Below are 25,031 nucleotides of genomic sequence, written 5' to 3'. Positions count from 1 at the left end.
GCCCAAAGCTATGACCGGCGCTCGGCACCGCTGTGTTCCGATGTGAAACACCTCGGCCGCACCCCCCGACACACATCGATTGATGATCAGATCTGCACCAATCGGGGCCCATTTGGTATTGGTGCCGTACCGCGCATTTGTTCATGATGTTGAGACATCGACTACCGATGACACTCCCGAAGAGGTGCCCATGCATGCCTACGCCGTCCTTCCCGACGACACCGCGATCCACGATCTCGATGTCCCCACACCACGTCCGAACGGACGCGAGGTGCTCCTGAAAGTGGTCCGAGCCGGCGTCTGCCACACCGACACACATCTGCGGGAAGGCGGCTACGACCTCGGCAGCCGCGGCCATATGAGCATGAAGGACCGTGGTATCGCATACCCGATGGTGCTGGGCCACGAGATCGTCGGCGTCGTCGAGCAGATCGGGCCGGACGTGAAAGATGTTGCCCCGGGCGACAAACGACTGATCTACCCATGGATTGGATGCGGTGATTGTCGAGTATGCCTCGCGGGCAACGACAATCGATGTGCCGCCGGGAAGAATCTGGGCGTGGCCCGGCACGGTGGCTACGCCGAGTACGTCCTCGTCCCCGACGAGCGCTTCCTCGTCGGCATCGACGGTCTCGATCCGAGCTGGGCTGCGACACTGGCCTGTTCAGGGCTCACCGCCTACAGCGCGGTCGACAAGATCCTCCCGCTGGAGCCAGATGAGCCGGTCGTGATCTTCGGCGCCGGCGGTCTCGGACTGACCGCCATCGCGCTCCTCCGTGCCCGCGGCCATCGCAACATCTGCGTCGTCGATGTTGCCGAGGCGAATCTCGTTCTGGCCCAAGAGATGGGCGCCTCCGGCACGGTGTTGTCCGGATCGGCCGACAGCACTCCGGACATCCGTGCCGTGGCAGGCGGACCTGCATCGGCGGTCATCGACTTCGTCAACAACGGTGTCACCGCCACGGCCGGATTCGATCTCGTCGCCAAGGCTGGCATCCTCGTCCAGGTGGGGTTGTTCGGCGGTGAGGTCGTGGTACCCACGGCCCTGCTCTCACTCCGGATGGTCCGCATCGAAGGCAGCTTCGTCGGCACACTCACCCAGCTACGTGCACTCGTCCGCATCGCACAGGCCAGGGAACTGCCCACCATACCGATCCTCACCCGCCCGTTGTCGGCCGAATCGGTGGCCCACGCCCTCGACGACCTGACGGCCGGTGCCGTCGCCGGTCGAATCGTGTTGACCGCGTGAATCCGGTGTGCGGTCGGCACGGATGAGGGACAGTGGACCATGATGACGCGACGCGAGGACGAGATCCGGGAGGCCCGGGAACACCTGATCACCCAGGGCCTGATCCACGCATCCGTACCCACCTCGCTCGTTCCCCAGGAGATCGAGCAGAGTTGGCGCCGCTCGGTCTCCCACCGCGTGAACCCGGCAGCCGATCCGCACGTTCTCGGTGAGATCGACCCCGACAGCGTGATCCTGCGGGCCGCCGGTCGCATCCTCGACCAGTGGCAGACCAATCTCGCCGACTCGCGGATGACGTTGCTGCTCGCCGACGACACCGGACGCATCCTGTCCCGCAGGACCGTCGACCCCCAAGACGTGCGGCTCCTCGACCGGGCATACGCGGTCGAGGGATTCGACTTCTCCGAACAATCCCTCGGCACCAATGGACTGGGCACACCACTGGAGGCACGCAGTACGGTATTCGTCCGCGGCAGTGAGCATTTCAATGATGCGCTCGCCCGACTGGCCTGTGCCGGTGCACCGATCAAACATCCGATCACCGGACGGGTGGTGGGTTCGCTGTCCATCGCCTCGCATGTGACCACCGCCAGTCCGCTGATGGTGGCGATGGTGCGACAGGCCGGCGACGAGATCGCCGAGGCCCTCGAGCTGATGGCCGATTCACGAGACCTCGAGCTCGCCCGTACCTACCGCGCACTGCGCTCATCACGGCATCCGGTGCTGGTGATGAACGCGGAGACGGTCATGACCGATGTCCCGGCGCTCTCGCACCTCGACGCCGAGTCCCATGCCGAACTGTGGGAGAGCCTGCGGCGGCATCGGTGGGAGGACGACGAGGCCCACATGGACCTTCCCTCTCTGGGAGCCACCGCGACAGTGCATCGGCTCGGGCGTCCCGGCCCCGACTCCATCTTCGCGCTCGAGTTCCGCGAGCCGGTGACGTCCGGCGAAGACGCCGTCACCGCCCCCGGGCACCGCCGAGGCACCGGTCTCACCGGGGACTCGACGGCACGTCTGGGCGGCCGGCGGTCACCGGCGCCCTATGCAGGCGTCCAGGTGCAGTTGACCGCCGCGGCCGCCACCCCCGGACTGCTCACGGTGGTCGGCGCCGCGGGTACCGGCAAGCGCTACCAGTCACGCCGGTGGCTACGTCAGCACACCGGGAAGGAACCGGTGATCGTCGAGGCCGCCGATCTGTCCGACGACGCCACCGCCTGGGCCGGGCTCGAGTCGGCCGCACGAGACGGTGGCATCATCGTTCATGGGGCCGAAGGCATCTCGGATGCCCTACGCGAACACCTGGCGGAGACCGCCCTCCGCCTGCAGGGTGACGACGACCGTCGGCCTCAGGTCGTGCTCACCGAACGCAGCGCGCTCGGAGCCCTGCACGACGTGCCTGCCGGTCCCGGGACGGTCAGGGTTCCGTCGTTGACCGAACTCCGCGGCGAGCTCACCGAACTCATCCGTGAGATCGGCGCCGAGCTCCACCCTGGGGCGCCGCCGCATCGCTTCTCCCCTGCCGCCCTGCAAGTGGTCCTCGCCTGGCATTGGCCGGGAAACGTCGCCGAACTCGTCCGGCTGCTCTCCGGACTCCCCGACCCGGAGCAGGGTGTCCTGATCCAGACCCGAGACCTGCCACACGCGATGCGTCAGACGAACCGGTCGTCGTTGAGCCGCTACGAACAGGCCGAACGCGACACGATCATGAGCGCTCTGGACGAGGCCGAGGGAAACAAGTCGCGGGCAGCCGACATCCTGGGGATCGGACGCACCACGCTCTACCGCAAGATGCGTGCGTTGAAGATCGACGACCGCGAACGCATGATCACACCCGAGTGACCCCGCGGTGTCGACCCACCGGCTCCGCACGCTCGTGGTCGGGTCGACGAGCACCGGCCCCCGAATGCGCTCATGTCGACTCGAGGCCGGTGACCGGCAGGTTCGTCGAACCGTCACTCCGCGGCGACGAACGAGGTCGGCGTCGCCTGGACCTTGCCCTGAGCCGGCGTCGCCCCTTGCCGCCGTTGCTCGATGACGCCATTGCTCGGTGATGCCATTGCCCGGTGATGCCATTGCCCGATGACGCCGTCAGTCGACGTCGTACCCGGTGTCCGCCAGCGGTTCACCAGGCTTCCCCGGTCCATCCCGACCCTGCCGTCTGGATGGAAGTGGCCGGGCGACAAAGGGAGTGAGCACACTGGCGATCATGATGCAGACCGCCATACTCATCAGCGCCAGGACCGCCGAGGTGCCCAGGTCGGCGAGTTCACGGTTGGCGGTGATGGCACCGCTGAGTGCCACGAATCCCATGGAGCCGGGGACCATGAGCCACCAGGTGGGCATGTACATCACCAGGACACTCGGTCGACCCTTCACATGGGCGTTCATCACGAAGGCGACGAGAAGTGCGACGCCCATCGCGATACCGCATGCGAAGGCCGAGCTGATCGACTTCTGCAGCAGGTGGGAGAGCCCGAAGGTGCCGCACGCGAGGAGCACCGTCCAGATCCATGCGCGGCGGGGCGTGCAGGCGAACATGATGTTGCCGACGGCGAACACCGGTGCGGCGAGCCAGAGCACCCACGACGGTGCGTGTGCACTGGTGACGTCCTGCAGATCGCTCGGCGAGAGACCGACGATGTCGACGGCGAGCGCCAGACCGAAGGCCATCGACAGCAAGACGATCAGGGTGGAGACCAGCCGGGATGCCCCGGCGATCATGTCACCGGCGGTGAGTTCGATGAGTGCCGTGGTCAGGCCGGCCCCCGGGATCAGGGTCAGCACCGGGATCACGGCCAGTCGCACCGGGTCGTCCACACCGATGTGCACGGCCCACAACGCGATCGCAAGGGAGGACAGGAAGGTCAGCAGAAACGGCATCAGCGCGGCGAACGTTCCCCTGACGCTGCTCCACAGCAGCACCATGCTGACCGGCGCCGAGATCACCACCGCGAGAATCGTTGCCGGCAGGCTCATCTGGAAGCAGAGCGAGAAGCCGAGTGCCTGGAGCATGAATCCGATGACCCGCACGACCGGGTTGAACGGTGCCGGGGTGTCGGCGATCGCACGCAGTTCCCGCAACGCCTGCCGGACCGGCATCGCCGCCGACCGCAATTCGTGGATGAGCGACTCGGTCTGTGCGGCCTGGTCGAATCGGTACATCGAACCCGTGTTGGTCACGGTGACGTCGCCTCTTCGGCGGTCGAGCGCGATGGTGTAGGTCGCGAACACCTCGGCGGAGATCTCGTTGCCGTAGGCCTCGTTGATCTCGGCGATCACCTGTTTGGTCTGCGACACCGGATACATCGACCGGTTCAGCGCCTCACCGACGGTGGCGATGAGCTCCAACATCTCGTTGTCCCCGCCGACGGAATCGGGGCTCGTTGCGGTGTCTTCTGCCACCTACCGACCTCACTCCCTGATAGCGGGTGAACGAGCACCGGCCCCGAATCTGTGTTCTCCCAGACTCGGGGCCGGCGATCGACAGGTTCGTCGAACCGCTACTCCGCGGCGACGAACGAGGTCAGCTTCGCCTGGACCTCGTCCTGGATCTTGTTCTCGTGTTCCTCGGCGGTCGTCTTCGCCGCACCGATCACCTTGGCAGCCTTCGCCACTACCTCGCCGATGAGCTTGGCCTGCTCGATCGAGACGATGTGGAACTTGTGGTGGCCCTTGAAGTGCTTGTGGACCTCACCGGCGATGCCGCCCTCGAGGGCGAGCTTGCTGAGCAGGTCCAGCTTGGCCTCGCCGGAGCCCTCGGAGAAGTCGAGGTCCTTGAGATCCACCCACACGGTGTTGGGGCGCGTGGTCGACTCGAAGGCGTAGCGCAGGTTGGTCAGGTCCAGGACCACCTGCCACAGCGTCTGCGAGGCATCCGGCTTGCCCGGCTCGGGGTTGCGGAACGGCTGGGCGCAGTTGCGGATGATGCTCAGCATCGCGGCCATCGCCTGCACCTGCGAGGTCGGCTGCGGCTGCACCCCGACGTAGTACTGCGCGCGGGCGAAACGATCGCTGGCCAGGCAGGTACCCGGGAGCGGATCGTCGCCGCCGAGGCCCTTGTACTTCTTGACCAGCTCCAGCTGCTTGTCGTAGGTGGGCGAATTGGTCATCACCAGGTGGTCGCGGCTGTGGTAGATGTCCAGCTTGCCGTCGATGTACTCGATGATCGCCGAGTCACCGCTGGCGTCCTCGATCGCGAGGTGCAGCGCCGGCTTGCTGTGACCGGTCGGGTCGGCCATCGGGACAACCTGGGGCTGGTGCTCCTCGGTCCACGCCACGGCCTCGGCCACGGTCTCGAAGTTGTCCAGGTAGTACTGCAGCCATATCGACATGGCCAGCTGCGGCCGCGAATCGTCGGGGGTGCCGTAGTCCGACTCCGCCAGCCACAACAGATGTGCACCCAGACCGCGCTCGTTGATTCCGTCGGTCGACAGGATGTCGTAGACGCCGGCGATCACGCTGCCGTACTTGGCGGTCCATTCGAGCTTGCCGGAGATCCGGTCGTCGCGCTTGATCCCGCGAGGAAGCTTCCACAGGTTGGTATGGAGATCCTGGTGGAAGTCCATGTTCCGTCCGACGATGACTGATCCGTTGGCGTCCGGCCACATGACCCGAGTGCACATATGTGGTGTGTCTCTTTCACTAGAAGTGAGCGGAGGTCGAGCATGGGCGTCGCTGTTCACGCCGCCCCACCGAGCAGACAGCTGCTCGATGATTCACCCTAGTCAATCGCGTGATAAACGTCGTACGGACGCACTGAAACGAACCAAACGGGCACAAGAATGCACCCAACCGGTCACAGCATTCGCCCCATGTCGGCGCACGCCACCGGCCGGGCTCAGATGTGCCGTCCCCCGGTGACCTCGGCCACCGTTCCCGTCATGTAGGACGACAGATCCGACGCGTAGAACAATGCGACAGAGGCTATCTCCGACGGTTCGCCGGCCCGCTGCATCGGGATCTCGGCCATCTTGGCATCCCATGCCTTGGCCGGCATCGCCTCGGTCATCGCGGTCCGGATCAGGCCGGGCTGGATGGCATTGATCCGAACACCCAGGTGTGCAACTTCTTTCGCCGCCGCCTTGGTCAGTCCGACGATGCCGGCCTTGGCCGCCGAATAGTTGGTCTGCCCGACGAATCCCACCTTGCCGGAGATCGACGACAGGTTGATGATCGACCCACCGCCGCTCTCGCGCATGATCGCGGCGGCCAGGCGTGTCCCGTTCCAGGTCCCGCGGAGGTTCACCGCGATCACGTCGTCGAACTGGGCCTCGGTCATCTTCCGCATCGTCGCATCACGGGTGATGCCCGCATTGTTCACCATGATGTCGACCGAGCCGAACGCCGATCGCGCCGCATCCAGCAGCGCGGTGACGCTCGCCCCGTCGGTGACGTCGCATCCGATGCCGATCGCGTCGGCACCGAGCTCGGTGGCGGTGCGTTGCGCCTGTGCGGCGTCCACGTCGCCGATGACGATGCGGGCACCGTGTTCGGCGAAGGCCCGGGCGATCGCTGCTCCGATTCCCTGTGCACCGCCGGTGATCACGGCGGTCTTGTTGTCGAGCAAGGTCTTTCCTTTCGGTTCAGGTGACATGTCAACGAGCCGCGGCCGGGACGTCGGCGGGTGTGCGAGCGACACCGTCGGCGAGCAGGGCACCTATCGCGGCATCGTCGAGTCCCGCCTCGCGCAGCAGTGGCACGGTGTGCTCACCGAGTGCGGGCACCGGCCCCATCGGCGGCTCGAAGTCACCGAAGGACGCAGGTGGCAGAAGCGCTCTGGCCGAAGAGTTCTCGGTCGCAACGGTGCGCCACCGGTCTCGCGCCCGCAGCTGTTCGTGCTCGACGACGTCGGCGAGTTGTTTGATCTGGGCGGCCGGGACCCCGGCGGCGGCGAGCCGCCGGTCGAGTTCGGCACTGGTCCACCGGCGGGTCCCCTCCGCCACCGCCGCGTTGCACGCGTCGCGATTGCGCACCCGGTCGATGTTGGTATGGAACCGCGGGTCGGCGCCGAGGGCAGGGTTCTCGAGCACCTCGGTCACCAGCGTCTGCCACCCCCGGTCGGTCTGCACACCGATCAGGACCTGCCCGTCACGGGTGGGAAACGAGTCGTACGGTGCGATGGAGATGTGACTGACGCCCATTCGTGACGGCTGCGTACCGGTGTACATCTGCGTGTACATCGCATGCCCCATCCACTCCACGGTCGCCTCCAGCATCGACACCTCGATCTCGGCACCCTCCCCGGTTCGGGCACGGCGCAGCAGTGCGGCCACAACGGCTTGTGCGCAGTACATTCCCGTTGCGATATCGGCGGTGGGAATTCCGGTCTTCACCGGTTCGTCCGGCGTTCCGGTGATCGAGATGAGCCCGGCATCGGCCTGGATCAGCATGTCGTAGGCCTTGCGGTGTTCGAGTGGGCCCCCGACGCCGTACCCGGAGACCCCGACCACGACGAGTTCGGGGTGGTCGGCACGGAGCGTGGGCGCGTCGAGCCCGAGGCGGGCCGCGGCACCGGGCGCGAGGTTCTGCAGGAAGACGTCGGCGCCGGCGATCAGCGTTCGCACCACATCTGGTCCCACATCGGATTTCAGGTCGAGGGCCAGCGATTCCTTGCCCCGGTTGAGCCACACGAAGTGGGCGCCGGTTCCGTCGACGACGTGGTCGTACTCCCGGGCCAGGTCGCCACCGTCCACCCGCTCGATCTTGATGACACGCGCGCCGAGGTCGACGAGGTTGCGCGTGGCCAGCGGGGCGGCCACCGCCTGTTCCAGGGAGACGACGGTGAAGCCGTCGAGGGGCAGGGTCACGAGGCGCTCGCCTTCGCGGCGCGGACCAGTCCGCCGCCGATGATCAGCCGCTGGATCTCACTGGTGCCCTCGTACAGGCGCAGCAGGCGGACGTCGCGGTAGATGCGTTCGACCGGGACCTCACGCATGTATCCGGAACCACCGTGCACCTGGACCGCCAGATCGGCGACCCGACCGACCATCTCGGTGCAGTACAGCTTTGCCACCGAGGGCGCGATCCGCCGGTCGGTGCCCTCCACCCAGGCGCGTGCGGCGTCGCGGACGAGTGCCCGTCCGGCCATGACACCGGTCTGCTGGTCGGCGATCATCGCCTGCACCAGTTGGAAGTCGCCGATCGGGGTGCCGCCCTGCGTGGCGCCGACGGACTGCGCGATCGACTCGTCGAGGGCGCGCTGGGCCTGCCCCACTGCGAGTGCGGCGATGTGCACGCGACCGCGCGCCAGGGACGTCATCGCCGCGCGGTAGCCCACCGCCGCATCGCCGCCGACCAGGGCGTCGGCCCCCACCCGGACGTCGGTGAAGGTGACGTCGGCGGTCCGGGAGCCCTCCTGCCCCATCTTCGCGTCCTTGGGACCCACTGCCAGTCCCGCGGTGTCGGCCGGCACGAGGAACACGGCGATACCGTTGCCCTTCTCCGGGGCGGGATCGGTCCGGGCAAAGACCACGAACAGGCCCGCATCGGGCGCATTGGTGATGAACTGCTTGCCGCCGTTGATGATCCATTGATCACCGTCGGCCTTTGCGACCGTCCGCAAACCGGCCGGGTCGGAACCTGCACCTGGTTCGGTCAGTGCGAAGGAGGCCACCACCTCGCCCGCGGCGATCCCGGGAAGCCAGCGATCCTGCTGCTGTTCGGTCCCGAAGTTCGTCAGGACCTGCCCCGCGATGCCGTTGTTGGTGCCGAACATCGACCGCAGGGACAGCGACGTGTAGCCCAACTCCATCGCCACCTCGACGTCCTGCATCAGGTCGAGTCCCAGCCCGCCCCATCGTTGCGGGATCGCGTAGCCGAACAGACCCATGTCCTTTGCCTTCTGGCGCAGGTCGCCCGGGATCTCGTCGGTTGCGAGGATCTCGGTTTCCCTCGGCACCACATGGGTGCGGACGAAGTGGCGGACCTGCGCGACGACATCGGCGAACACATCGTCGGGGACGTCGGGATTACTGCTGACCATGAGAAGACCATGCCCCCGCCATTGATCACAGTCCAATACTTAATCAACAGCCCTGTTATTCTTATTCAGTATCAATTGTCTCGCTCGCTCCGGAGGTACGAGGTGGACTACGACGATCTGCGCGCGTTCCTCGCCGTGGCCGAGGAGCTCCACTTCGGCCGGGCGGCCGAACGTCTGCACATCGCCCAGCCGCCGCTGAGCCGCATGATCAAGCAGCTCGAGCGGAAGCTCGGCACCCGCCTGTTCGACCGGAACACCAGGTCGGTGCGTCTGACCGCGAGCGGCGCCGCGTTGATCGCACCTGCACACGAGGCACTCGCCGGACTCCGCCGGGCCGAGGCCGCGGTCCGTTCCGCCGAGGACGGCGACACCGGCATCGTGCGCATCGCATTCGCCGGGATCTCCACCCACCGGATGATCGCCCGACTGGCCCGCGCCGTGCACTCCAAGCGGCCGGGAATCCAGCTGGAGCTGTCCAGCCAGAACTTCGCGCAGCCGGCGCTCAAACGACTGCTCGACGACGACACCGACATCGCACTGGGCCGATGGGACATCATCCCGACAGAGGTGGACGCCCATGTCGTGCAATCAGATTCGCTCGTCATGGCAGTGCCCGACACCCATCGGCTGGCCGATGCCGGACAGGTCTCGATCGCCGCGCTGGCCGACGAACACTTCGTGTCACTCCCCGCCCACGAGGGCGCGGTGTTGCCCGACCGCCTTCGGCGACTCGCCCACGCGGCCCGATTCGTTCCGAACATCGTCCAGGTGGCACCCGATACCCAGACCGCGCTGGCATTGGTCGGCGCCGAGGTGGGATGCTCGCTGACCCTGGCCTCCGTCGCCCGCAACGCGAACGACCCCCACGTGGTGTTCCTGCCACTGTTGGAGCCGTCACCGGACGTCGACATGCGGATCGCGTGGCGGCGCGACGACTCCAGTCCGGCCGTGGTCCGGGTCCGTGACGAGTTCATGGCACTGACCGAGGTGACCACCCGCCCCGCCGACGACCGCGATCACGGCTCCGGACCGGGACCGGGACCGGGACCGGGCTGACCAACTCATCGTTGAGTCGCCATCGCGCACACAACCAAACAGCAACCGCCCATTGACGGTTGAGACAACAACGAGCACACAACCAGCCAAACAGCCACCACCCATTGATGGTTGAGACAACAACGAGCACACAACCAGCCAAACAGCGACCACCCATTGATGGTTGAGCCGACGAGGAGCGCAGCGACGAGACGTGTCGAAACCTCAGACAGCCAACGTCGGAACGCAACCACTTAGAGGTGGTCACCACCCAGCGTAGGCTGCGGAGATTTCGACACGGGTCCTCGCTACGCTCGGTCCCGGCTCAATCACCAGCAGGGACCCTCGCCCAATCAGCCAGCAGCAGTGGATGGTTGAGCCGACGAGGAGCGCAGCGACGAGACGTGTCGAAACCTCAGACAGCCGACGACGGAACGCAACCACCCCAGAAGCTGGTCACCACCCAGCGCAAGCTACAGAGATTTCGACACGGGTCCTCGCTACGCTCGGTCCCGGCTCAATCACCAGCAGGGACCCTCGCCCAATCAGCAAGCAGCGGTGGATGGTTGAGCCGACGAGGAGCGCAGCGACGAGACGTGTCGAAACCTCAGACAGCCGACGTCGGAACGCAACCACTTCTCGGGTCCTCGCTACGCTCGGTCCCGGCTCAATCAGCAAGCAGCAGTGGATGGTTGAGCCGACGAGGAGCGCAGCGACGAGACGAGTCGAAACCTCAGACAGCCGAGCTCAACAACGCAACCACCCCAGAGGTGGTCACCACCCGGCGTAGGCTGCGGAGATTTCGACACGGGTCCTCGCTACGCTCGGTCCCGGCTCAATCACCAGCAGGGCCCCTCGCTCAATCAGCCAGCAGCAGTGGATGGTTGAGCCGACGAGGAGCGCAGCGACGAGACGTGTCGAAACCTCAGACAGCCGACGACGGAACGCAACCACCCCAGAAGCTGGTCACCACCCAGCGCAAGCTACAGAGATTTCGACACGGGTCCTCGCTACGCTCGGTCCCGGCTCAATCACCAGCAGGGACCCTCGCCCAATCAGCAAGCAGCGGTGGATGGTTGAGCCAACGAGAAGCACTACTTCTTGCCGTCGCCGCCCGCGGCGAGGGCCCAGGCGACGAGGGCGGGCTGACCGAACAGCCGGGCCAGCCGTTTGCCGTCGGTGTCGAGTCCGAAGGCATCGATGTGGTTGCGGTACTGGTGGATATTGCCCGGGAAGACCGCGACGAAGAAGGCCGCGACGATCGCCGACACCAACCGGCGGTGACGCGGCAGGGCGATCAGGGCGGACCCGAGTGCGATCTCGACTCCTCCCGAGGCCAGCACCGTGGCATCTTTGCCGAGCGGCACCCAGGTCGGCACCTGTGCCTGGAACTCGTTGCGTTGGAACGTCAGATGACCGATACCGGCCAGCCCCAGCACCGAGCCGAGCGCCACCCGTGCGATGCCGCGGCCGCGGCTCTGACGTGTCGTGGCCGGCGCGGTCAACGTGGAGATCGTCATCGTCGAACCCCTCAGTCCTCGGTCACGGTGAGCGTGACGTCGATGTTGCCGCGGGTCGCATTCGAGTAGGGGCACACGTGGTGTGCCTTCTCGGTCAGGGCGCGCGCCTCGTCGGCCGACAGTGCGGGCAGGCTGATCTCGAGTTCCACCGAGAGCCCGAATCCACCTCCGTCGAGGGAGTCGAGCGAGACACGCGCTCCCACTGCCGAATCCGAGACATCGGCCTTCTCGGCACGTGCCACGGTGCGCAGTGCACTGTGGAAGCAGGCCGCGTAGCCGACGGCGAACAGCTGCTCGGGGTTGGTGCCGGCACCGTTGCCACCGAGTTCCTTGGGGATTCCGAGTTCGACGTCGAGGACGCCATCAGAGCTGCGCCCGTGTCCGTTACGGCCGTCGCCGGTTGCCAGTGCCTCTGCGGTGTAGAGATGACTCATCACGTTCTCCTTCACGAGCGTGGTTGGGGCGACTCGATGCGGTCGAGTTCGCCGATCAGGTTGTGCAAGGCTTCGCGGAGCGCGCCGACGTCGGCGACACCGAACTGCGGGACGCCATCGGGATCGGCCTCCTCGGCCGCGACGATCGAGTCGCCGAGGGCCGCGGTGACGCAGTCGGCACGATCTGCCATGTCGGCACCGGCGTCGGTCAGGGCGACGATCGTCGAACGCTCGTCGGTGTCCGAACGGCGGCGTACCACCAGTTCGGCCTTTTCCAGGCGCCGGACCAGCGGCGAGACGGTGCCCGAGTCGAGGTGCAACCGGGCACACAGCCGCCCGATCGGAACCTCGCGCTCCTCCCACAGCACCAGCATCACCAGGTACTGCGGGTAGGTGAGGCCCAACTCCCGAAGACCGGGGCGCTGCGCGGCGATCACCGCCCGGGAGGCGGCGTACAAGGCGAAGCAGAGCTGGTCGTCGAGGCGTGGGTTGCTCACGAGAACCAACATAGCCCCGATTTATGTGTTGCACAACCTAGTTGTGTCGCACATAAAAATTGGGCACGCGAGTCTGCCACGACTCGTGCAGGCGATCGGGGTGGCCGAGCGGCGGCGACTCAGTGCCGTCGGGGACGCCCGGCACCTTTCCGTGTGCTCTTGCCCGGGATCTTCCCGGCCGCCTCGCGGGCCGCCCGTTTGGCTGCGGCCTTCTCCTTGGCCGACCGCTTCGGTGCGGGCTCGGACCGGCCCCGTGACGACGTCGACTTGCGTCCGCGCACGATGCCGACGAACTCGTCGGCGAGCTCGTCGGTGGGTTGCGGCCACAGCAGCCCGACGGCGCCGGTGGGAGCATCGGTCACCGGCCGGTAGACCAGGTCTTTGCGGTGATGCAGTCGCGCCAACGACTGCGGAACCAGCAGCAGACCTATCCCTGCGGCAACGAGTTCGATTGCGTCACCGACGGTTTCGGGACGATGGTCGATCTCGGCGCCGGGTCGGTGCGGCACCGCGAGCGGCTCGTCGAGGGGCCAGAGGAACTGTTCGCCGCCGAGGTCGTCCATCGTGAGCTCGTCGCCCGCGGTCAGCAGGTGATCCTTGGGCAGGACGACGACGGTGGTCTCGACGTACAGCTCGATCACGTGGTGTGCGCCGGGGTCGCCGTGGTGGAGGGCGTCGGGGATACGGGTGATCGCCATCTGCACGTTCCCCTGCCCCACCGCTTCCGTGCAGTCGGCGACGGCGAGGGGGACGAGGTCGAGGGGCACGTCGGGTCGCCGTTCCGCCCAGATCCGCACCCACTTGTTCGGGGTGACGCCGGGGACGTACGCCAGTCGAAATGTGGGGGCGTCGCCGGGTGTCATCACGCAGAAAGGCTACCGCCCGATACCCTCGAGGGATGAGTTCGCAGTCGATGAAGCCGGCCACCGCCGCCAAGAAACTGGACGTGTACCTGCCGGCGACGCCTGCCGAGTTCCAGCAGGGCACCATCACCCGGTCCGAACTCGCCGAACTGCAGGCCGATCCGCCGGAATGGCTGCGCACCCTGCGCGCCGACGGCCCGCACCCGAAGAACCTGGTCGCGGCCAGGCTCGGCATCTCCAATTCGGGACTGTCGCGCGCCGGGATCACCGACGCCCTGACCACCGCCCAGATCAACGACCTGCTCGCCGAGATGCCGGAGTGGCTCGCCGCCGAGCGGGCCACCCAGGTGGAGGTCCGTCGCGAAGAGCGGCGCGTCAAGTCCCTGCACGCCGACCGTCGCCGCGCTCTCGAAGAGCCCGAGACCGACGAGTCCTGAGCCCCGGCGAATCCGCCTGCCCCCGAATCCGTTTCGGCCGAGACAGATCCGGGTCTATGCCTTCGTCAGGTCCTGGGCCAGCATCACGATGATCCCGCTGGGTCCGCGCACATAGGTCAGTTTGTAGATGTCGCGGTAGTTCGCGACGCCACGCAGCGGATGACATCCGTGCCGCGCCGCCGTCGCCAACGCCTCGTCGATGTCGTCGACGGCGAAGGCCACCCGATGCATGCCGATCTCGTTGGGCAGCGTCGGTTCGGTCGGGATCGCCGCCGGATGGATGTACTCGAACAGTTCGAGGCGCCCGTGGCCGTCGGGTGTCCCGAGCATCGCGATCCGCGCATGGTTGCCGTCGAGTCCGACGGCGACGTCGGCCCACTCACCGCTGACCTCGTCCCGGCCGAGCACGGTGAGGCCGAGATCGGTGAAGAAGGCGATGGCGCCATCCAGATCGTCGACGGCGATACCCACGTTCTCGAGTGTGATGCCCACCCGCTCCACCGTAGTGAGCTCGGCGGACTCCGGTTGGGGACCACCGGGACGACACGCCCACATCGGACGTCGAAACCTCGCGCGTCTGCGCCGATCGGTCCGTTTTGCACCGATTGCCGTGTGAGAGTGGACGGAATCAGACGGAGGTGTGGCAGTGCAGGATTCTGTGTTGATCTCGACCGGGTTGCCGATCGCGCTGGCGATCATCATGTTCGGCCTGGGGTTGTCTCTGACACCCGGGGACTTCGCCCGCGTCGCACGCACACCGCGCGCGGTGATCGGGATACTCGCCGTCCAGATCCTGGTTCTCCCGGTGATCGCCTTCGGGCTTGTCCTCGTCTTCGACCTGCCGCCGCTGCTGGCCGTCGGCGTGATGTTGCTGGCCGCGTCACCGGGCGGCACCACCACCAACCTGTTCAGCCATCTCTTTCGCGGTGACGTCGCTCTGAACATCTCACTGACCGCGATCAACTCGGTACTCGCGGCCTTCACCATCCCGCTGATCACCAATCTGGCGATCGGCCACTTCGACGCCGACGGCGCGTTGGGTCTGCAGTTCACCAAGGTCGTCCAGGTGATCGCGCTGGTCTTGGCCCCGGTGGCGATCGGGATGGTGGTGCGCTCGCGATGGTCCGGCTTCGCCCGGAGCGCCGACCGCCCGGTCCGGATCTTCTCCATCGCGGTGCTCGTCGTCGTGACCACCGGCGCGATCATCGCCGAGCGCGACAACGTCGTCGACTATGCGCGGCAGGTGGGAGTGGTGGTGAGCCTCTTCTGCCTGATCAGCCTGTCGTGCGGCTTCGGTGCCGCACTGTTGCTACGGCTGACCCGGCCGCAGGCCGTCGCCGCCTCGATGGAGATCGGTGTCCACAACACCACGATCGCACTGACCATCGCGCTCAGTGTGCTCGACAATGCGATGGTCGCCGTCCCGGCGGCGGTCTACTCCATCGTCATGTACATCCTGACCCCGGCGTTCGGGTGGGTGATCACCCGCGAACCCCGGACCGCGACCGCCGACGACGACGCGGTCGGCCTGCGCGAGTCATGAGGTGCCGTGCGCGCGGGGCGGACCGCACGCACGACACCTCACCCGACCTGCGGTTCAGTGCTGGATGTCGAGGTCCAGTCCGCGTGGCGTCAGCCAGAAGACGATCCCCCCGGCGATCGCCAGCATCACCGCCCCGACGATGCCGACCTGCGCGATCGCGTCGGTGAACGCGGTCTGCGCGATGGCCGCGAGCTCGGCGGAGCCGGTCTGCCGCGCCACCTCCATGGCCTCGGCCAGCGACTCGTCGGCGCCGGGCACGTCCACCGGGATCTTGCTGCTGAAGGCGACCGCGGCGATGGTCCCGAGAAGCGCCACGCCGAAGACGTTGCCGAGGTCGTAGGCCGTCTCCTCGATCGCCGCGGCATTGCCCGCCTTGTCCTGCGGACTGCCGGACATGATCATCGCCGAGCCGATCGCCAGGGCGCCCGCGCCGGCACCCTGCAACAGCATCGCCGTCGCGACCCACGGATAGGTGAGTGGTTCGGGTGCGAGGTAGAACAGCAGGAATCCGGCCGCGGGCAACAGCAGCGCCATACCCATGACGATGCGCACGCCGAGGAGGTCGACAAGATTCCGGGCCGGGATCGAGGTGAGGATCGCACCCACCGCGAACGGGAGCAGCCGGATTCCGGCCTGCAGCGGCGAGTGACCCTCCACCAGTTGCAGCCATTGGGCGAGCAGCAGGAGTCCGCCACCCATCGCCAGCATCGAGAACAGTGCCGCGAGCACCCCCGCGGTCAGCTGCGGCCGACGGAACAGCCGAACGTCGAGCAGCGGTTCCGGCCGGCGCAGGCACCGCATCACGAACAGCGTGAGCACCACCGCCGAACCGATCAGGCCGATCCAGGCCGGCGGATTGGCGAAGCCGTCGGCCACATAGTGTTTGCCGAACTCCTTGATCGACCACACCAGCGTCGCCACACCGCCGACGGCGAGCACCGAACCGATCAGGTCCAGTGAGCCTGCCGCCGTGATTCGCGACTCGGGCAGCAGGAATGCCGCGGCCACGATCGCCACGATCATCGGCGGCACGTTCACCAGGAATGCCGCATGCCAGGAGAAGTGTTCCAGCAGAAGGCCACCCACGATCGGCCCGACTGCCGCACCGGCCGCCGAGACGGCTGCCCACACGCCGAGGGCGAGGGTGCGCTCATGCGGATCGGTGAACACCACGCGCAGCATCGACAGCGTGGTCGGCATGATCATCGCGCCGCCCAGCCCCAGCAGCGCACGAAGCGCGATCACCGCGGCGGTGGAATCGGCCCACAGCACCAGCAGCGAGGCCAGACCGAAGACGGCGAAGCCGAGGATCAGGAGCCGCCGACGCCCCCAGCGGTCGGCGAGTGCGCTCATCGGGATCAGCAGACCCGCCAGGACCAGCGAGTATGCGTCGACCATCCACAGCTGGCCGGTTGCCGACGGGGTGAGTTCGGCGCTGATCGACGGCAGGGCCACGTTGAGCACGGTCAGGTCCATGACGACGGTCAGCAGGGCCACCGACAGCACCGTCAACGACGCCCAGCGACGCCAGGTCGGCATCGGATCCTTCAGGGTGCCATCCGGATTGGTGGGCAGCGAGTAGAGAACGGTCATGGCCGGTCCGATCCGGCGGCGCATCCCGGCCCGCCCATCAACGTGCGGGTGAGCTTCTCGAGAACCTCGAGTTCGAGGGGTTGTTCGTGGATCGCGGCGTGCATGCAGGCGCCGTCGACGAAGACGGCGAGCAGCCGGGCGGTGGCCGGGTCGGTGACGGTGCACAGGATCTCCACCAGCCCGTCGAACCACCGCCGGGTGAGCGCAACGAGTTCGGGTCGCTGCAGGGCTGCGGTGTAGATCGTGATCTCGACGCGCACCCGGTCGCGGTCGGACAGGTACTCGTGGAACAGCCGCGCGACGGTCTCCGGGGTGGCATCCCCGCCGGCCACCAGTTCCGCGGTCTCGGCGAGGCCGGTGTCGACCTGATCGGCCAGGTACTCGAGCGCGGCGGTGGTGAGGTCGTCGAGCGTCGAGAAGTAGTACGTCGTCGACCCCAGCGGCACGCCGGCATGCTCGGCGACCCGCCGGTGGGTCGGTTTACCGTCACCGGCGCACAACAGTTCGGCGGCCGCGATGACGATCTGCTCGCGACGGCCCGCGGGGTCGCGGGTGGATGGGGGCATGACGGCTCCTGACGCTGTGCGGTCTGTACAAACGTACATGTACGTTTGTACAGACCCGGTCAGGGCCGGTCAAGACCCGTATCCGTACCCGGTGAGGCTTATCCGGTGAGGTCGGTCACCGGCGTCATTCGGCCTGGGCCGCGGCGACCTCCTTGCGGACCTGGTCCATGTCGAGACCCTCGACCGCCTCGATCAGCTGCTCGAGCTGCTGCGCCGGGAGCGCTCCGGCCTGGTTGAACACCATGATCCCGTCGCGGAAGGCCATCAGGGTGGGGATGGATCGGATGCCGAAGCCGCCGGCTAGCTCCTGCTGCGCCTCGGTGTCGATCTTGCCGAAGACGATGTCGGTGTGGGTCTCGGCGGCCTTCTCGAAGACCGGCGCGAACATCCGGCAGGGTCCGCACCAGGCCGCCCAGAAGTCGAGCAGGACGATGCCACCCTCCTTGATGGTGTCGTCGAAGTTGGACAGGGTGATCTCACGGGTTGTCATGACGGTTTCAATGGATACCTGGCGGGGTATATTCCCTGGTCCGGCGCCCACAGTGCCCTCCGATCAGGAGTCCGACGACGTGTCGGTGCGGTAGTACCAGCTGTCGAGGTCGAAGTTCTCCTTGAGGCTCCCCTGCTCGGCCAGGAACTTCTTGGTCCCGGTCAACAGTTCCACTGCCCTCGCCGGGAAGGGTTCCGGCGCGAAGTTGTCCGGGTTGGCGGCCTGCCGAATGGCCTCCGCGGGCGCCTTGGAGTTGGCGATCTCGAAGTCCACGTAGGCGTTCCAGTTGTCCTTGGTGTAGGTCACCGCGTCGGCGTGCAGCTTCTGCCATGCGGCACCGAACGTCGGGTGCTTGCCCAGGAAGGCGTCGGCGGCGACGGTGACACTGGTGCCGGCCAGATCCGGATGGTTCTGGTACACCGAGTCGACGAGGTGGAATCCCTTGAGCAGGAAGCTCTGCAACGTCACCGACGGCACCACTCCGGGCAGTGCCGCCCCGGCGATCTCCCCGGAGTTCAGCGGCGCCTCCTGATCGGCCGGGTACAGGTGCACCAACTCCGCGGTGATCCCCTCGGCCTGCAACGCTCCCTGCAGGTACCGGTCGATATAGGAGCCCTTGGGAACACCGATCCGCTTGCCCGCCAGGTCTTTGAGGGTCTTGATGTTCGGGTCCTTGGCCACCACTCCGGCGTTCAGATTGAACTGGGTGATCGAGATCAGGCGGGTGTCGAGGCCGCTGCCGCGCGCCACCAGGGCCGGGGTGTCACCGTACTGGGCGACGTCGAGCCGGCCACCGATGAGCGCCTGGTTGAGGTCGGGCCCGTTGGGGAAGTTGTACACCTCGATCTTGTCGACCCCCAGCGGCTTCAACGCCTCCAGCAACTTTCCCTGGCTGTGGGCGAAGCCGATGGGTCCGGTCAGGGTGTTGGTGGAGCCGATCACCCCGATCCGCAAGGTGCCGATGACGTCGCGTTCGGCCGAGTCGTCCTGACCACCGCCACATCCGGCGAGGGCGACGACGGCGAGCAGCATCGATCCGAACAGGGCGAGCAGGCGGGCCGCGCTGATGCGGCCCACGCGGGTGCGGGGCATGGGAGTCCTTGTGCGATTCGGGTGAGCGGGTCGAGGGGTACGACCGATCGGATGTCCGGCCGGGTCAGGGTGTGCCAGTTGCCGCGGCGGCGATACGTTCGTCGATGCGCGGCGGCGGATCGCCATGCGGGATGGGCGGTCCCACCGCGGTGCGGCTGCCCGGTTGTCGCCCGCTCCCCCAGCCCAGATGGGCCCGGTAGCTGCCGATCAGATCGGCGGGGGCGGTGAACGTCTGCGGGTCGGCCGGGGCCGAGTCCGGACCGACGTAGAGCGCGTCGGTGGGGCAGTACGCCTCACACATGAAACAGGTCTGGCAGTCGGACTGGCGCGCGATCACCGGGACCCCGGACTCGGTGCTGTCGAAGACATTCGTCGGGCACGCGGCCACGCACTTGTCGCAGCCGATACACGCGTCGGCGATGACGAGTTCGATCATGCGACAAGCACTCCCGCCGCCCGGTCGGCCAGGGCGCCCGGAAGCGCGGGCACTCGTCGCACCCACACCTCGTCGAGTCCCCCGGACAGGATGTGGCCGTGCTGACCGGAATCCTGGTCGGGGTGGTCGTCGCGTTTGCTCATCCCGCGTGACTCGGTTCGCGCGAGCGCCGAGGCGTAGATCCACCGTCCGACCGCGGTGATCGCGGCCGCCTGCCGGGTGGCGATCCGTTCCGAGGTCGACGGCGCACCGAAATCACCGGCCGACAACGACTCCCAGATGCCGTCGAGTGCGCCGAGCGCGGGGGCGAGCCGGTCGCCGTGCCGGATGTAGTTCTTCTCGAACGGGATCAGCTGAGCCTGCGCCGCGGCCACCACCTCTGCGGCCTGCGGGGCGTGATGTCCGGTGCCGAGTCCGACGCGTCCCGCACCGGACAGTGCGAGCCGGCCGCGGTGGCCGTGGGCCAGTCCGTCGCGGGCGGCGGCCTTCCCGGCGAAAGTCCCCGACGACATCGCCCAGGCCGAATTGTGGCTGCCGCCACCGGTGAATCCACCACAGATGCGTTCGCGGGTCGCGGCGTCACCGGCGGCGTAGAGGCCGGGCACCCCGGTCCAGCAGTCGTCGTCGACGACGTTGATCCCGCCGGTCCCCCGCACCGTGCCCTCGGCGAGCAGATCGACCTCGAACCGCTGGGTGAACGGGTAGATCCCACGTCGGTCGAACTGCAGGAAGAAGTTCGGCTGCCCTTGGCGCATCAGTGCGGCGGTGCGCTCGTCGGCGCGATCGAGCTGCGCATACACCTTCTCCTGCAGCAGGGTTCGTGCGATCACCGAACGGCCCTTGGTCGACCCAGCACCCTCGACGATGCGCCCGTCCTCGTGGAAGAACGTCGCATAACCGTAGTAGGCGGTCTTGGTGACGGTGGCGCCCTTGGGCACGATGGCATAGGCGTTGGCGAACTCCATCCCGGAGAACTCCGCACCCACCTCGGCGGCCATCAACGCACCGTCGCCGGTGTCGACATTGGTGCCCAGTGCGCGGGACAGGAAGGCGCAGCCGCCGGTTGCGAGGACGACGGCACCGGCGGTGATCCGATAGTCGACGCCGAGCTGACGCCGCACACCGGCGGCACCGGACACCCGGCCGTCGGCGTCGACGAGCAGTTCGAGTGCAGGCGAATGATCGAGGATACGAACTCCCTTGCGCTGCACCCAGGCCCGCATCCGGCGCATGTACTCCGGCCCCTGGACCCCGGTGCGGATCGGCTCCCCGGTCTGCGCGTCTTGCGGGAACGGATAGCGTCCCTCGTCGCCGAGGCGACGCATGTTGGCATAGGTCTGGTCGAGGACGCGGTCCATCCAGTCGTGGTCGGCGAGGTAGCCGCCGAGCTTCTCGCGGCTCGCCTTGGCCTCGGCACGCCGTTCCGGGTCGGGCACCACGTACCAGACTCCCGTCCCGGCCGGGGCGGTGGCACCCGATGTCCCGCAATAGCCTTTGTCGGCGATGATCACATCCGCGCCGGCGTCACGGGCGTGGATGGCCGCCCAGGTCGCGGCGGGTCCACCGCCGAGGATCAGAACATCGGTGGTGAGGGTGAGGGTCTCGGTCACGCTGTCTCCGTCGCGGTGGGCTGGTGGGTGGTCACGGGGCGGTGGTCGACACCGACGCCGAGGGCTGCGAGCAGTTGTTTGCGGTAGGCCACGAATCGGTGGTCGGTCACGTCGCGGGGTCGGGGCAGGTCGATGCGGATGTCCTCGGAGATCCGGCCGTCGCGCAACACCAGGGCCCGATCCGCCAGCAGCACGGCCTCTTCGACGTCGTGGGTGACCAGGAGGGTGGCCGGCCGGTGTTCCTGCCACAGGTGCTCGACGAGTGCTTGTGCGTTGATCCGGGTGAGGGCGTCGAGCGCCCCGAACGGCTCGTCGAGCAGGAGCAGTCGCGGTTCGCGGACCAGGGCCCGGGCGAGTGCGACGCGTTGGGATTCTCCACCCGAAAGGGTGGTGGGCCAGCCGTTCTCCTTGGTGGCCAACCCGACCTCGCCGAGCGCGGCCACCGCACGCTCGTGCGCCCGACCACCGCGCAGCCCGAGGGCCACGTTGCGCCACACCGGAAGCCACGGGACCAGCCGGTGCTCCTGGAAGACGATCGCCTTGGCGTCGGGGGCTTCGATGGTTCCGGTGAACCCGTCGTCGAGGCCGCCGATCCCCCGCAACAAGGTGGACTTTCCGGAGCCGCTGGCGCCGAGCAGCGAGACGAACTCGCCGGGTTCGATGGTCAGGTCGATGCCGTCGAGTACGGTGCGGTCACCGAAGCGCCGTGTCGCGTCGTGGACCCGGACGCCGTCGAGGCCACTTGCCGTTCCCACCGACGGCACAGTCGTACTCATCGTCCCTCGAATCCGTTGCGCCAGCGGAGGAAACGCTTCTCCAGCAGCCGGACGGCGAAGTCGGTGACGAGGCCGAGGACCGCGTAGATGACCAGCACGAGGAAGATCTGATCGGTGCGCAGATATTCCTTGGCGTCGTTCATCACGAAGCCGAGCCCCACCGTCGTCGTCTGCATCTCCGCGACGACGAGCACCAGCCAGCCGATGCCGAGGGCCTGACGCAACCCGACGAAGGTCTGCGGGAGTGCACCGGGCAGCAGGATGAAGCGCATGAGCTCGAACCGGGTGAGGTTCAACGATTCCGCGGCCTCGATGAGTTTCTGGTCCACACTGCGGATTCCGGCGAAGACGTTGACGTACATGGGGAAGATCGGCGCGACGATGATCAGTGCGATCTTGAAGACGTCGTCGATCCCGAACCAGATGATGAACACCGGGACCAGCGCCACCGCCGGCATCATCCGGAGCACCTGTACCGGCGCGTTGATCAGGTCCTCGGCGACGCGCACCAGTCCGGCGGCCACCCCGAGCAGGGTGCCGATCGTGATGCCGATCGCCAGACCGATCGCGACGCGTCTGGTGGACGCGGCGAGGTGATGCCACAGTTCGCCACTGGTGGCCAGCTGCCACCCTGCGTCGACGACCTCGGTGGGGGCGGGCGTGGTGGCGCCCAGCCAGGTTCGGGCACCGAGCTGCCAGATCACCACCACCAGGACGAGGCCGATCGACTGGCGGAGCAGGCGGATCGCCGGCCCGCCGAACAGCCAGGACCGTACGGGATCGAGCGCACGCCGGGCCCTTGACCCCGACGTCGATACCGATGCGTCGACGTCGCCGGTCGCCGTACCGCTCGGTTCCGTGGTCGTGCTCGGTTCCGCGGTCTTGCTCGGTTCCGCGGTCTTGCTCGGTTCGAGTTGCAGGGTCACCGACGTGCTCCCGGATGTGGAGGGCTGGATTGAGCAGTGAAGTTACGTCCAGCCCGCTCCCGGTCACAGGGTTTCGCGCACGGAGGTTCGGAACCGTCGGCGAGATCGCCTCCCCAATTCCGGGACCAGATGTGTCGAGGTGTTCGACGACCGGCCTGAGCAGATCGGGAAAAGACCTATCATCCTCGGCATGAGATTTCGCCGAGGACATCTGAGCGCCGCCGTCACGGCGGTTGCCGCCGCGATCGTCCTGCCGGTACTCGTGGCACCCGCACCGGCAGCGGCCGGTCCGGCGACATGTGTGCCGTTCGGGACCGCACAGCTCCCGCCGGGTGCCCCGGCCACCGGTGACCGCACCGGTTTCGACGATCTCCCCCGCTACCAGGGCACCGGGGCACCGGCCGAGGTGGAACTGCGGACCGAACGCATGCAGTTCAACAAGTACTGGGAGTTCGCCCTGGTCGGGCACACCCTGATCGCTCGTCCGCGGCACACCGGCACCTGGCGCGTCGTGCCGCTTCCGTCCTGTCTGCGCGGGCAACTGACCGCCATCTCGCTCGACGACGACGAGATGGTCGGCATCGACGGCGGTCGGTGGATCTACACGATGGACAACGTCACGCACTCGCCGCGCCTGTGGAACTGGACGTCGCGCTTCGGCGCCATGCTGTGGTTCGGCGATGGGCAGACCCTGCCGCCCAACACGGTGCGCCCGCACGGCTGGGCCCTGTCGGTCACCTCGCCGTCGGACAACCGTGAATACCTCGACATCGCCGGCCGAGTGCACCCGAGCGGCCAGGCCAAGATGACGATGATCCCCGCCCTGGTCGGCGACGGCAGCCGGATCGTGTACGCCGACCCCTGGCTGCCCAACGATCGGTCCTATGAGATCAGCAGCCCACTCGGCGGCCGCTTCCGGTCCGTTGCCCTGTCGGCATCGGCGTCGACGATGCTCGTCATCAATCGCTACGGCGACATGTTCACGCGGACTTTCGACTTCGACTCGTCGGGATCGGATTCGGTGTTCTTCCGCTACAGCTGGGAGAGCCAGGACGGACTGCCCAGCGCCACCGATCTGACGCAGGAGACCTGGGATCGGTCGACCGCGGCGGTTCAGCTTCCGGCACCCGACTGGAAACGGCAACCCAAGATCCCCGGTGAGATCACCTCGGCGATCACAGTCATCTCCACCGGGCCGGGCGCCGAACGCCGCGAACTCCGCGTCGAAGGACGTCAGAACGGCGAGGTCGGCTACTGGCGCAAGGGCTTACACGATTCGACCTGGGTGTTCGTACCGACCGGCGGGCCACTGCACGGACCGGTCCTGGACAACACCGGCCAGGACATGTCCGCCGCAACCCTGGCAGCACCGACGCCGTGGAACCTGTCGGCATCTCTGCCGTCGCGCACCGCCCTCGTCGACGGTCAGACGATGATCGACATCGGCCTTCCCTACAGCGTCGTCGATCCGCGCCTACTCGACCAGATCGGGCTGTCGGCCGCACCGTCCGGATACCGACTGTCGGTGAAACACTTCGATCCCGCGGTGACCAGCCGCGAGGCCACGGTCACCACACCGGACGGAATCGACATCCCCGTCCTGCTCCACACCGCCGACGGGATGCGGATGACCCCCAGTCAGCCCGGATTGACAGGTACGCCAAGACATCTGATCGGCGCCATCGAGCTTCCCGACGATGTCTACGCCACCCGCAGCACCGATCCGGCCGTGGCCGCGTTCTACCGCGGATGGATGCGGCAGAAGAAGATCGCCCCGATCACCCTGAGTGCCACGAGCACCGACCTCGTGATCCGGTGACGCACCTCCGAAGCCACCGCAGCGTCAGTTCTGGGGCTTGGCTCCAGACCAATCAGCCACTGCCCGTAGCTGGTTGAGCCGACGAGGAGCGCAGCGACGAGTCGAGTCGAAACCTCCGCCGGCCGAACTCGCCGACCCGCCACCTCGGAGATGATCAATCT

The 25,031-nt window shown here is 67.2% G+C and carries 24 protein-coding genes; 6 read left to right on the top strand and 18 right to left on the bottom strand.

Annotated elements, in window-relative coordinates; all coding sequences use genetic code 11:
- Window positions 1–190 precede the first annotated feature (190 nt).
- Both Q9K23_RS16025 and Q9K23_RS16020 read left to right on the top strand, forming a co-directional pair.
- Window positions 191–1,249, top strand: coding sequence for an arabinose dehydrogenase (locus Q9K23_RS16025; protein WP_020790791.1), 1,059 nt, complete (start codon window positions 191–193; stop codon window positions 1,247–1,249).
- Between the two features lie 42 nt (window positions 1,250–1,291).
- The gene (locus Q9K23_RS16020) at window positions 1,292–3,091 is read left to right on the top strand and encodes a helix-turn-helix domain-containing protein (protein ID WP_160319628.1); all 1,800 of its coding nucleotides are present in this window, start codon (window positions 1,292–1,294) and stop codon (window positions 3,089–3,091) included.
- 249 nt (window positions 3,092–3,340) lie between these two features.
- On the opposite strand, the gene Q9K23_RS16015 is transcribed toward Q9K23_RS16020, so the two are convergent.
- From Q9K23_RS16015 to Q9K23_RS15995, 5 genes are all read right to left on the bottom strand, one after another.
- Complete coding sequence (locus Q9K23_RS16015; protein ID WP_053778358.1) at window positions 3,341–4,654, bottom strand: threonine/serine exporter family protein; 1,314 nt, start codon at window positions 4,652–4,654, stop codon at window positions 3,341–3,343.
- A gap of 98 nt (window positions 4,655–4,752) precedes the next feature.
- Window positions 4,753–5,874 carry a linear amide C-N hydrolase gene (locus tag Q9K23_RS16010; protein ID WP_053778357.1) on the bottom strand — a complete coding sequence of 374 codons (1,122 nt, stop codon included), beginning with the start codon at window positions 5,872–5,874 and terminating at the stop codon, window positions 4,753–4,755.
- Window positions 5,875–6,089: 215 nt separating this feature from the next.
- The gene (gene fabG / locus Q9K23_RS16005) at window positions 6,090–6,845 is read right to left on the bottom strand and encodes a 3-oxoacyl-ACP reductase FabG (protein WP_053778375.1); all 756 of its coding nucleotides are present in this window, start codon (window positions 6,843–6,845) and stop codon (window positions 6,090–6,092) included.
- A gap of 1 nt (window position 6,846) precedes the next feature.
- The gene (locus Q9K23_RS16000) at window positions 6,847–8,058 is read right to left on the bottom strand and encodes a CaiB/BaiF CoA-transferase family protein (protein WP_053778356.1); all 1,212 of its coding nucleotides are present in this window, start codon (window positions 8,056–8,058) and stop codon (window positions 6,847–6,849) included.
- Window positions 8,055–9,233, bottom strand: a complete 1,179-nt coding sequence (locus tag Q9K23_RS15995; protein WP_053778355.1) for an acyl-CoA dehydrogenase family protein — start codon at window positions 9,231–9,233, stop codon at window positions 8,055–8,057. The genes Q9K23_RS16000 and Q9K23_RS15995 overlap by 4 nt, the downstream gene beginning before the upstream one ends.
- A gap of 102 nt (window positions 9,234–9,335) precedes the next feature.
- Between Q9K23_RS15995 and Q9K23_RS15990 the strand changes: the two genes are divergently transcribed.
- Window positions 9,336–10,289, top strand: a complete 954-nt coding sequence (locus Q9K23_RS15990) for a LysR substrate-binding domain-containing protein (protein ID WP_082366063.1) — start codon at window positions 9,336–9,338, stop codon at window positions 10,287–10,289.
- A gap of 1,073 nt (window positions 10,290–11,362) precedes the next feature.
- Here Q9K23_RS15990 and Q9K23_RS15985 read toward each other — a convergent pair.
- From Q9K23_RS15985 to Q9K23_RS15970, 4 genes are all read right to left on the bottom strand, one after another.
- Window positions 11,363–11,788: a doxX protein gene (locus tag Q9K23_RS15985; protein ID WP_020790125.1), complete on the bottom strand. Its 426-nt coding sequence runs from the start codon at window positions 11,786–11,788 to the stop codon at window positions 11,363–11,365.
- Between the two features lie 11 nt (window positions 11,789–11,799).
- Window positions 11,800–12,222 carry an organic hydroperoxide resistance protein gene (locus tag Q9K23_RS15980; protein WP_053778374.1) on the bottom strand — a complete coding sequence of 141 codons (423 nt, stop codon included), beginning with the start codon at window positions 12,220–12,222 and terminating at the stop codon, window positions 11,800–11,802.
- 11 nt (window positions 12,223–12,233) lie between these two features.
- Entirely contained in the window at window positions 12,234–12,719 is a 486-nt protein-coding gene (locus Q9K23_RS15975; protein WP_053778373.1) for a MarR family transcriptional regulator, read from the bottom strand.
- A gap of 119 nt (window positions 12,720–12,838) precedes the next feature.
- Entirely contained in the window at window positions 12,839–13,582 is a 744-nt protein-coding gene (locus Q9K23_RS15970; RefSeq protein ID WP_053778354.1) for a LysR substrate-binding domain-containing protein, read from the bottom strand.
- Between the two features lie 35 nt (window positions 13,583–13,617).
- On the opposite strand from Q9K23_RS15970, the gene Q9K23_RS15965 reads away from it, so the two are divergent.
- Window positions 13,618–14,019: a DUF5997 family protein gene (locus tag Q9K23_RS15965; protein WP_020790126.1), complete on the top strand. Its 402-nt coding sequence runs from the start codon at window positions 13,618–13,620 to the stop codon at window positions 14,017–14,019.
- A 54-nt stretch (window positions 14,020–14,073) separates the two neighbouring features.
- On the opposite strand, the gene Q9K23_RS15960 is transcribed toward Q9K23_RS15965, so the two are convergent.
- Window positions 14,074–14,511 carry a VOC family protein gene (locus Q9K23_RS15960; protein ID WP_053778371.1) on the bottom strand — a complete coding sequence of 146 codons (438 nt, stop codon included), beginning with the start codon at window positions 14,509–14,511 and terminating at the stop codon, window positions 14,074–14,076.
- 154 nt (window positions 14,512–14,665) lie between these two features.
- Here Q9K23_RS15960 and Q9K23_RS15955 point away from each other — a divergent pair, with 154 nt between their 5' ends.
- Window positions 14,666–15,562, top strand: coding sequence for a bile acid:sodium symporter family protein (locus tag Q9K23_RS15955; protein ID WP_053778370.1), 897 nt, complete (start codon window positions 14,666–14,668; stop codon window positions 15,560–15,562).
- Between the two features lie 54 nt (window positions 15,563–15,616).
- On the opposite strand, the gene Q9K23_RS15950 is transcribed toward Q9K23_RS15955, so the two are convergent.
- From Q9K23_RS15950 to Q9K23_RS15915, 8 genes are all read right to left on the bottom strand, one after another.
- On the bottom strand, window positions 15,617–17,155 hold the full coding sequence (locus Q9K23_RS15950) for an MFS transporter (RefSeq protein ID WP_053778369.1): 1,539 nt from the start codon (window positions 17,153–17,155) through the stop codon (window positions 15,617–15,619).
- Entirely contained in the window at window positions 17,152–17,721 is a 570-nt protein-coding gene (locus tag Q9K23_RS15945; protein ID WP_020790123.1) for a hypothetical protein, read from the bottom strand. Before Q9K23_RS15945 ends, Q9K23_RS15950 begins: the two co-directional genes overlap by 4 nt.
- A gap of 124 nt (window positions 17,722–17,845) precedes the next feature.
- Window positions 17,846–18,211 carry a thioredoxin gene (gene trxA / locus Q9K23_RS15940; protein ID WP_020790121.1) on the bottom strand — a complete coding sequence of 122 codons (366 nt, stop codon included), beginning with the start codon at window positions 18,209–18,211 and terminating at the stop codon, window positions 17,846–17,848.
- 63 nt (window positions 18,212–18,274) lie between these two features.
- Entirely contained in the window at window positions 18,275–19,303 is a 1,029-nt protein-coding gene (locus Q9K23_RS15935) for an ABC transporter substrate-binding protein (RefSeq protein ID WP_020790120.1), read from the bottom strand.
- Window positions 19,304–19,367: 64 nt separating this feature from the next.
- Entirely contained in the window at window positions 19,368–19,739 is a 372-nt protein-coding gene (locus tag Q9K23_RS15930; RefSeq protein ID WP_053778353.1) for a ferredoxin family protein, read from the bottom strand.
- Window positions 19,736–21,349, bottom strand: coding sequence for an FAD-binding protein (locus Q9K23_RS15925; protein WP_053778352.1), 1,614 nt, complete (start codon window positions 21,347–21,349; stop codon window positions 19,736–19,738). The genes Q9K23_RS15930 and Q9K23_RS15925 overlap by 4 nt, the downstream gene beginning before the upstream one ends.
- Window positions 21,346–22,125 (bottom strand): ABC transporter ATP-binding protein, encoded by a 780-nt coding sequence (locus tag Q9K23_RS15920; RefSeq protein ID WP_053778351.1) that lies wholly within the window; start codon window positions 22,123–22,125, stop codon window positions 21,346–21,348. The genes Q9K23_RS15925 and Q9K23_RS15920 overlap by 4 nt, the downstream gene beginning before the upstream one ends.
- Window positions 22,122–23,051 (bottom strand): ABC transporter permease, encoded by a 930-nt coding sequence (locus Q9K23_RS15915; RefSeq protein ID WP_020789632.1) that lies wholly within the window; start codon window positions 23,049–23,051, stop codon window positions 22,122–22,124. Before Q9K23_RS15915 ends, Q9K23_RS15920 begins: the two co-directional genes overlap by 4 nt.
- 190 nt (window positions 23,052–23,241) lie before the next feature.
- On the opposite strand from Q9K23_RS15915, the gene Q9K23_RS15910 reads away from it, so the two are divergent.
- A complete protein-coding gene (locus tag Q9K23_RS15910) occupies window positions 23,242–24,870 on the top strand; it encodes a hypothetical protein (RefSeq protein WP_187343581.1) in 1,629 nt (542 codons plus the stop codon).
- The last annotated feature ends 161 nt before the right edge of the window (window positions 24,871–25,031 follow it).

Origin of the sequence: Gordonia sp. NB41Y (assembly GCF_030718915.1) — a bacterium.
GTDB classification, from domain to species: Bacteria; Actinomycetota; Actinomycetes; order Mycobacteriales; family Mycobacteriaceae; genus Gordonia; species Gordonia desulfuricans.
The sequence above is the reverse complement of the archived record's forward strand: the minus strand, read 5'-3'. Positions and strand labels throughout refer to the sequence as shown.

Bases quoted from the DNA above. Each gene is read 5' to 3' on its own strand.
- Q9K23_RS16025 (WP_020790791.1), top strand. From the start codon at position 191: ATGCATGCCTACGCCGTCCTTCCCGACGACACCGCGATCCACGATCTC.
- Q9K23_RS16020 (WP_160319628.1), top strand. From the start codon at position 1,292: ATGACGCGACGCGAGGACGAGATCCGGGAGGCCCGGGAACACCTGATC.
- Q9K23_RS16010 (WP_053778357.1), bottom strand. From the start codon at position 5,874: ATGTGCACTCGGGTCATGTGGCCGGACGCCAACGGATCAGTCATCGTC.
- fabG (WP_053778375.1), bottom strand. From the start codon at position 6,845: ATGTCACCTGAACCGAAAGGAAAGACCTTGCTCGACAACAAGACCGCC.
- Q9K23_RS15995 (WP_053778355.1), bottom strand. From the start codon at position 9,233: ATGGTCAGCAGTAATCCCGACGTCCCCGACGATGTGTTCGCCGATGTC.
- Q9K23_RS15985 (WP_020790125.1), bottom strand. From the start codon at position 11,788: ATGACGATCTCCACGTTGACCGCGCCGGCCACGACACGTCAGAGCCGC.
- Q9K23_RS15980 (WP_053778374.1), bottom strand. From the start codon at position 12,222: ATGAGTCATCTCTACACCGCAGAGGCACTGGCAACCGGCGACGGCCGT.
- Q9K23_RS15970 (WP_053778354.1), bottom strand. From the start codon at position 13,582: ATGACACCCGGCGACGCCCCCACATTTCGACTGGCGTACGTCCCCGGC.
- Q9K23_RS15965 (WP_020790126.1), top strand. From the start codon at position 13,618: ATGAGTTCGCAGTCGATGAAGCCGGCCACCGCCGCCAAGAAACTGGAC.
- Q9K23_RS15950 (WP_053778369.1), bottom strand. From the start codon at position 17,155: ATGACCGTTCTCTACTCGCTGCCCACCAATCCGGATGGCACCCTGAAG.
- Q9K23_RS15945 (WP_020790123.1), bottom strand. From the start codon at position 17,721: ATGCCCCCATCCACCCGCGACCCCGCGGGCCGTCGCGAGCAGATCGTC.
- trxA (WP_020790121.1), bottom strand. From the start codon at position 18,211: ATGACAACCCGTGAGATCACCCTGTCCAACTTCGACGACACCATCAAG.
- Q9K23_RS15935 (WP_020790120.1), bottom strand. From the start codon at position 19,303: ATGCCCCGCACCCGCGTGGGCCGCATCAGCGCGGCCCGCCTGCTCGCC.
- Q9K23_RS15930 (WP_053778353.1), bottom strand. From the start codon at position 19,739: ATGATCGAACTCGTCATCGCCGACGCGTGTATCGGCTGCGACAAGTGC.
- Q9K23_RS15920 (WP_053778351.1), bottom strand. From the start codon at position 22,125: ATGAGTACGACTGTGCCGTCGGTGGGAACGGCAAGTGGCCTCGACGGC.
- Q9K23_RS15910 (WP_187343581.1), top strand. From the start codon at position 23,242: ATGAGATTTCGCCGAGGACATCTGAGCGCCGCCGTCACGGCGGTTGCC.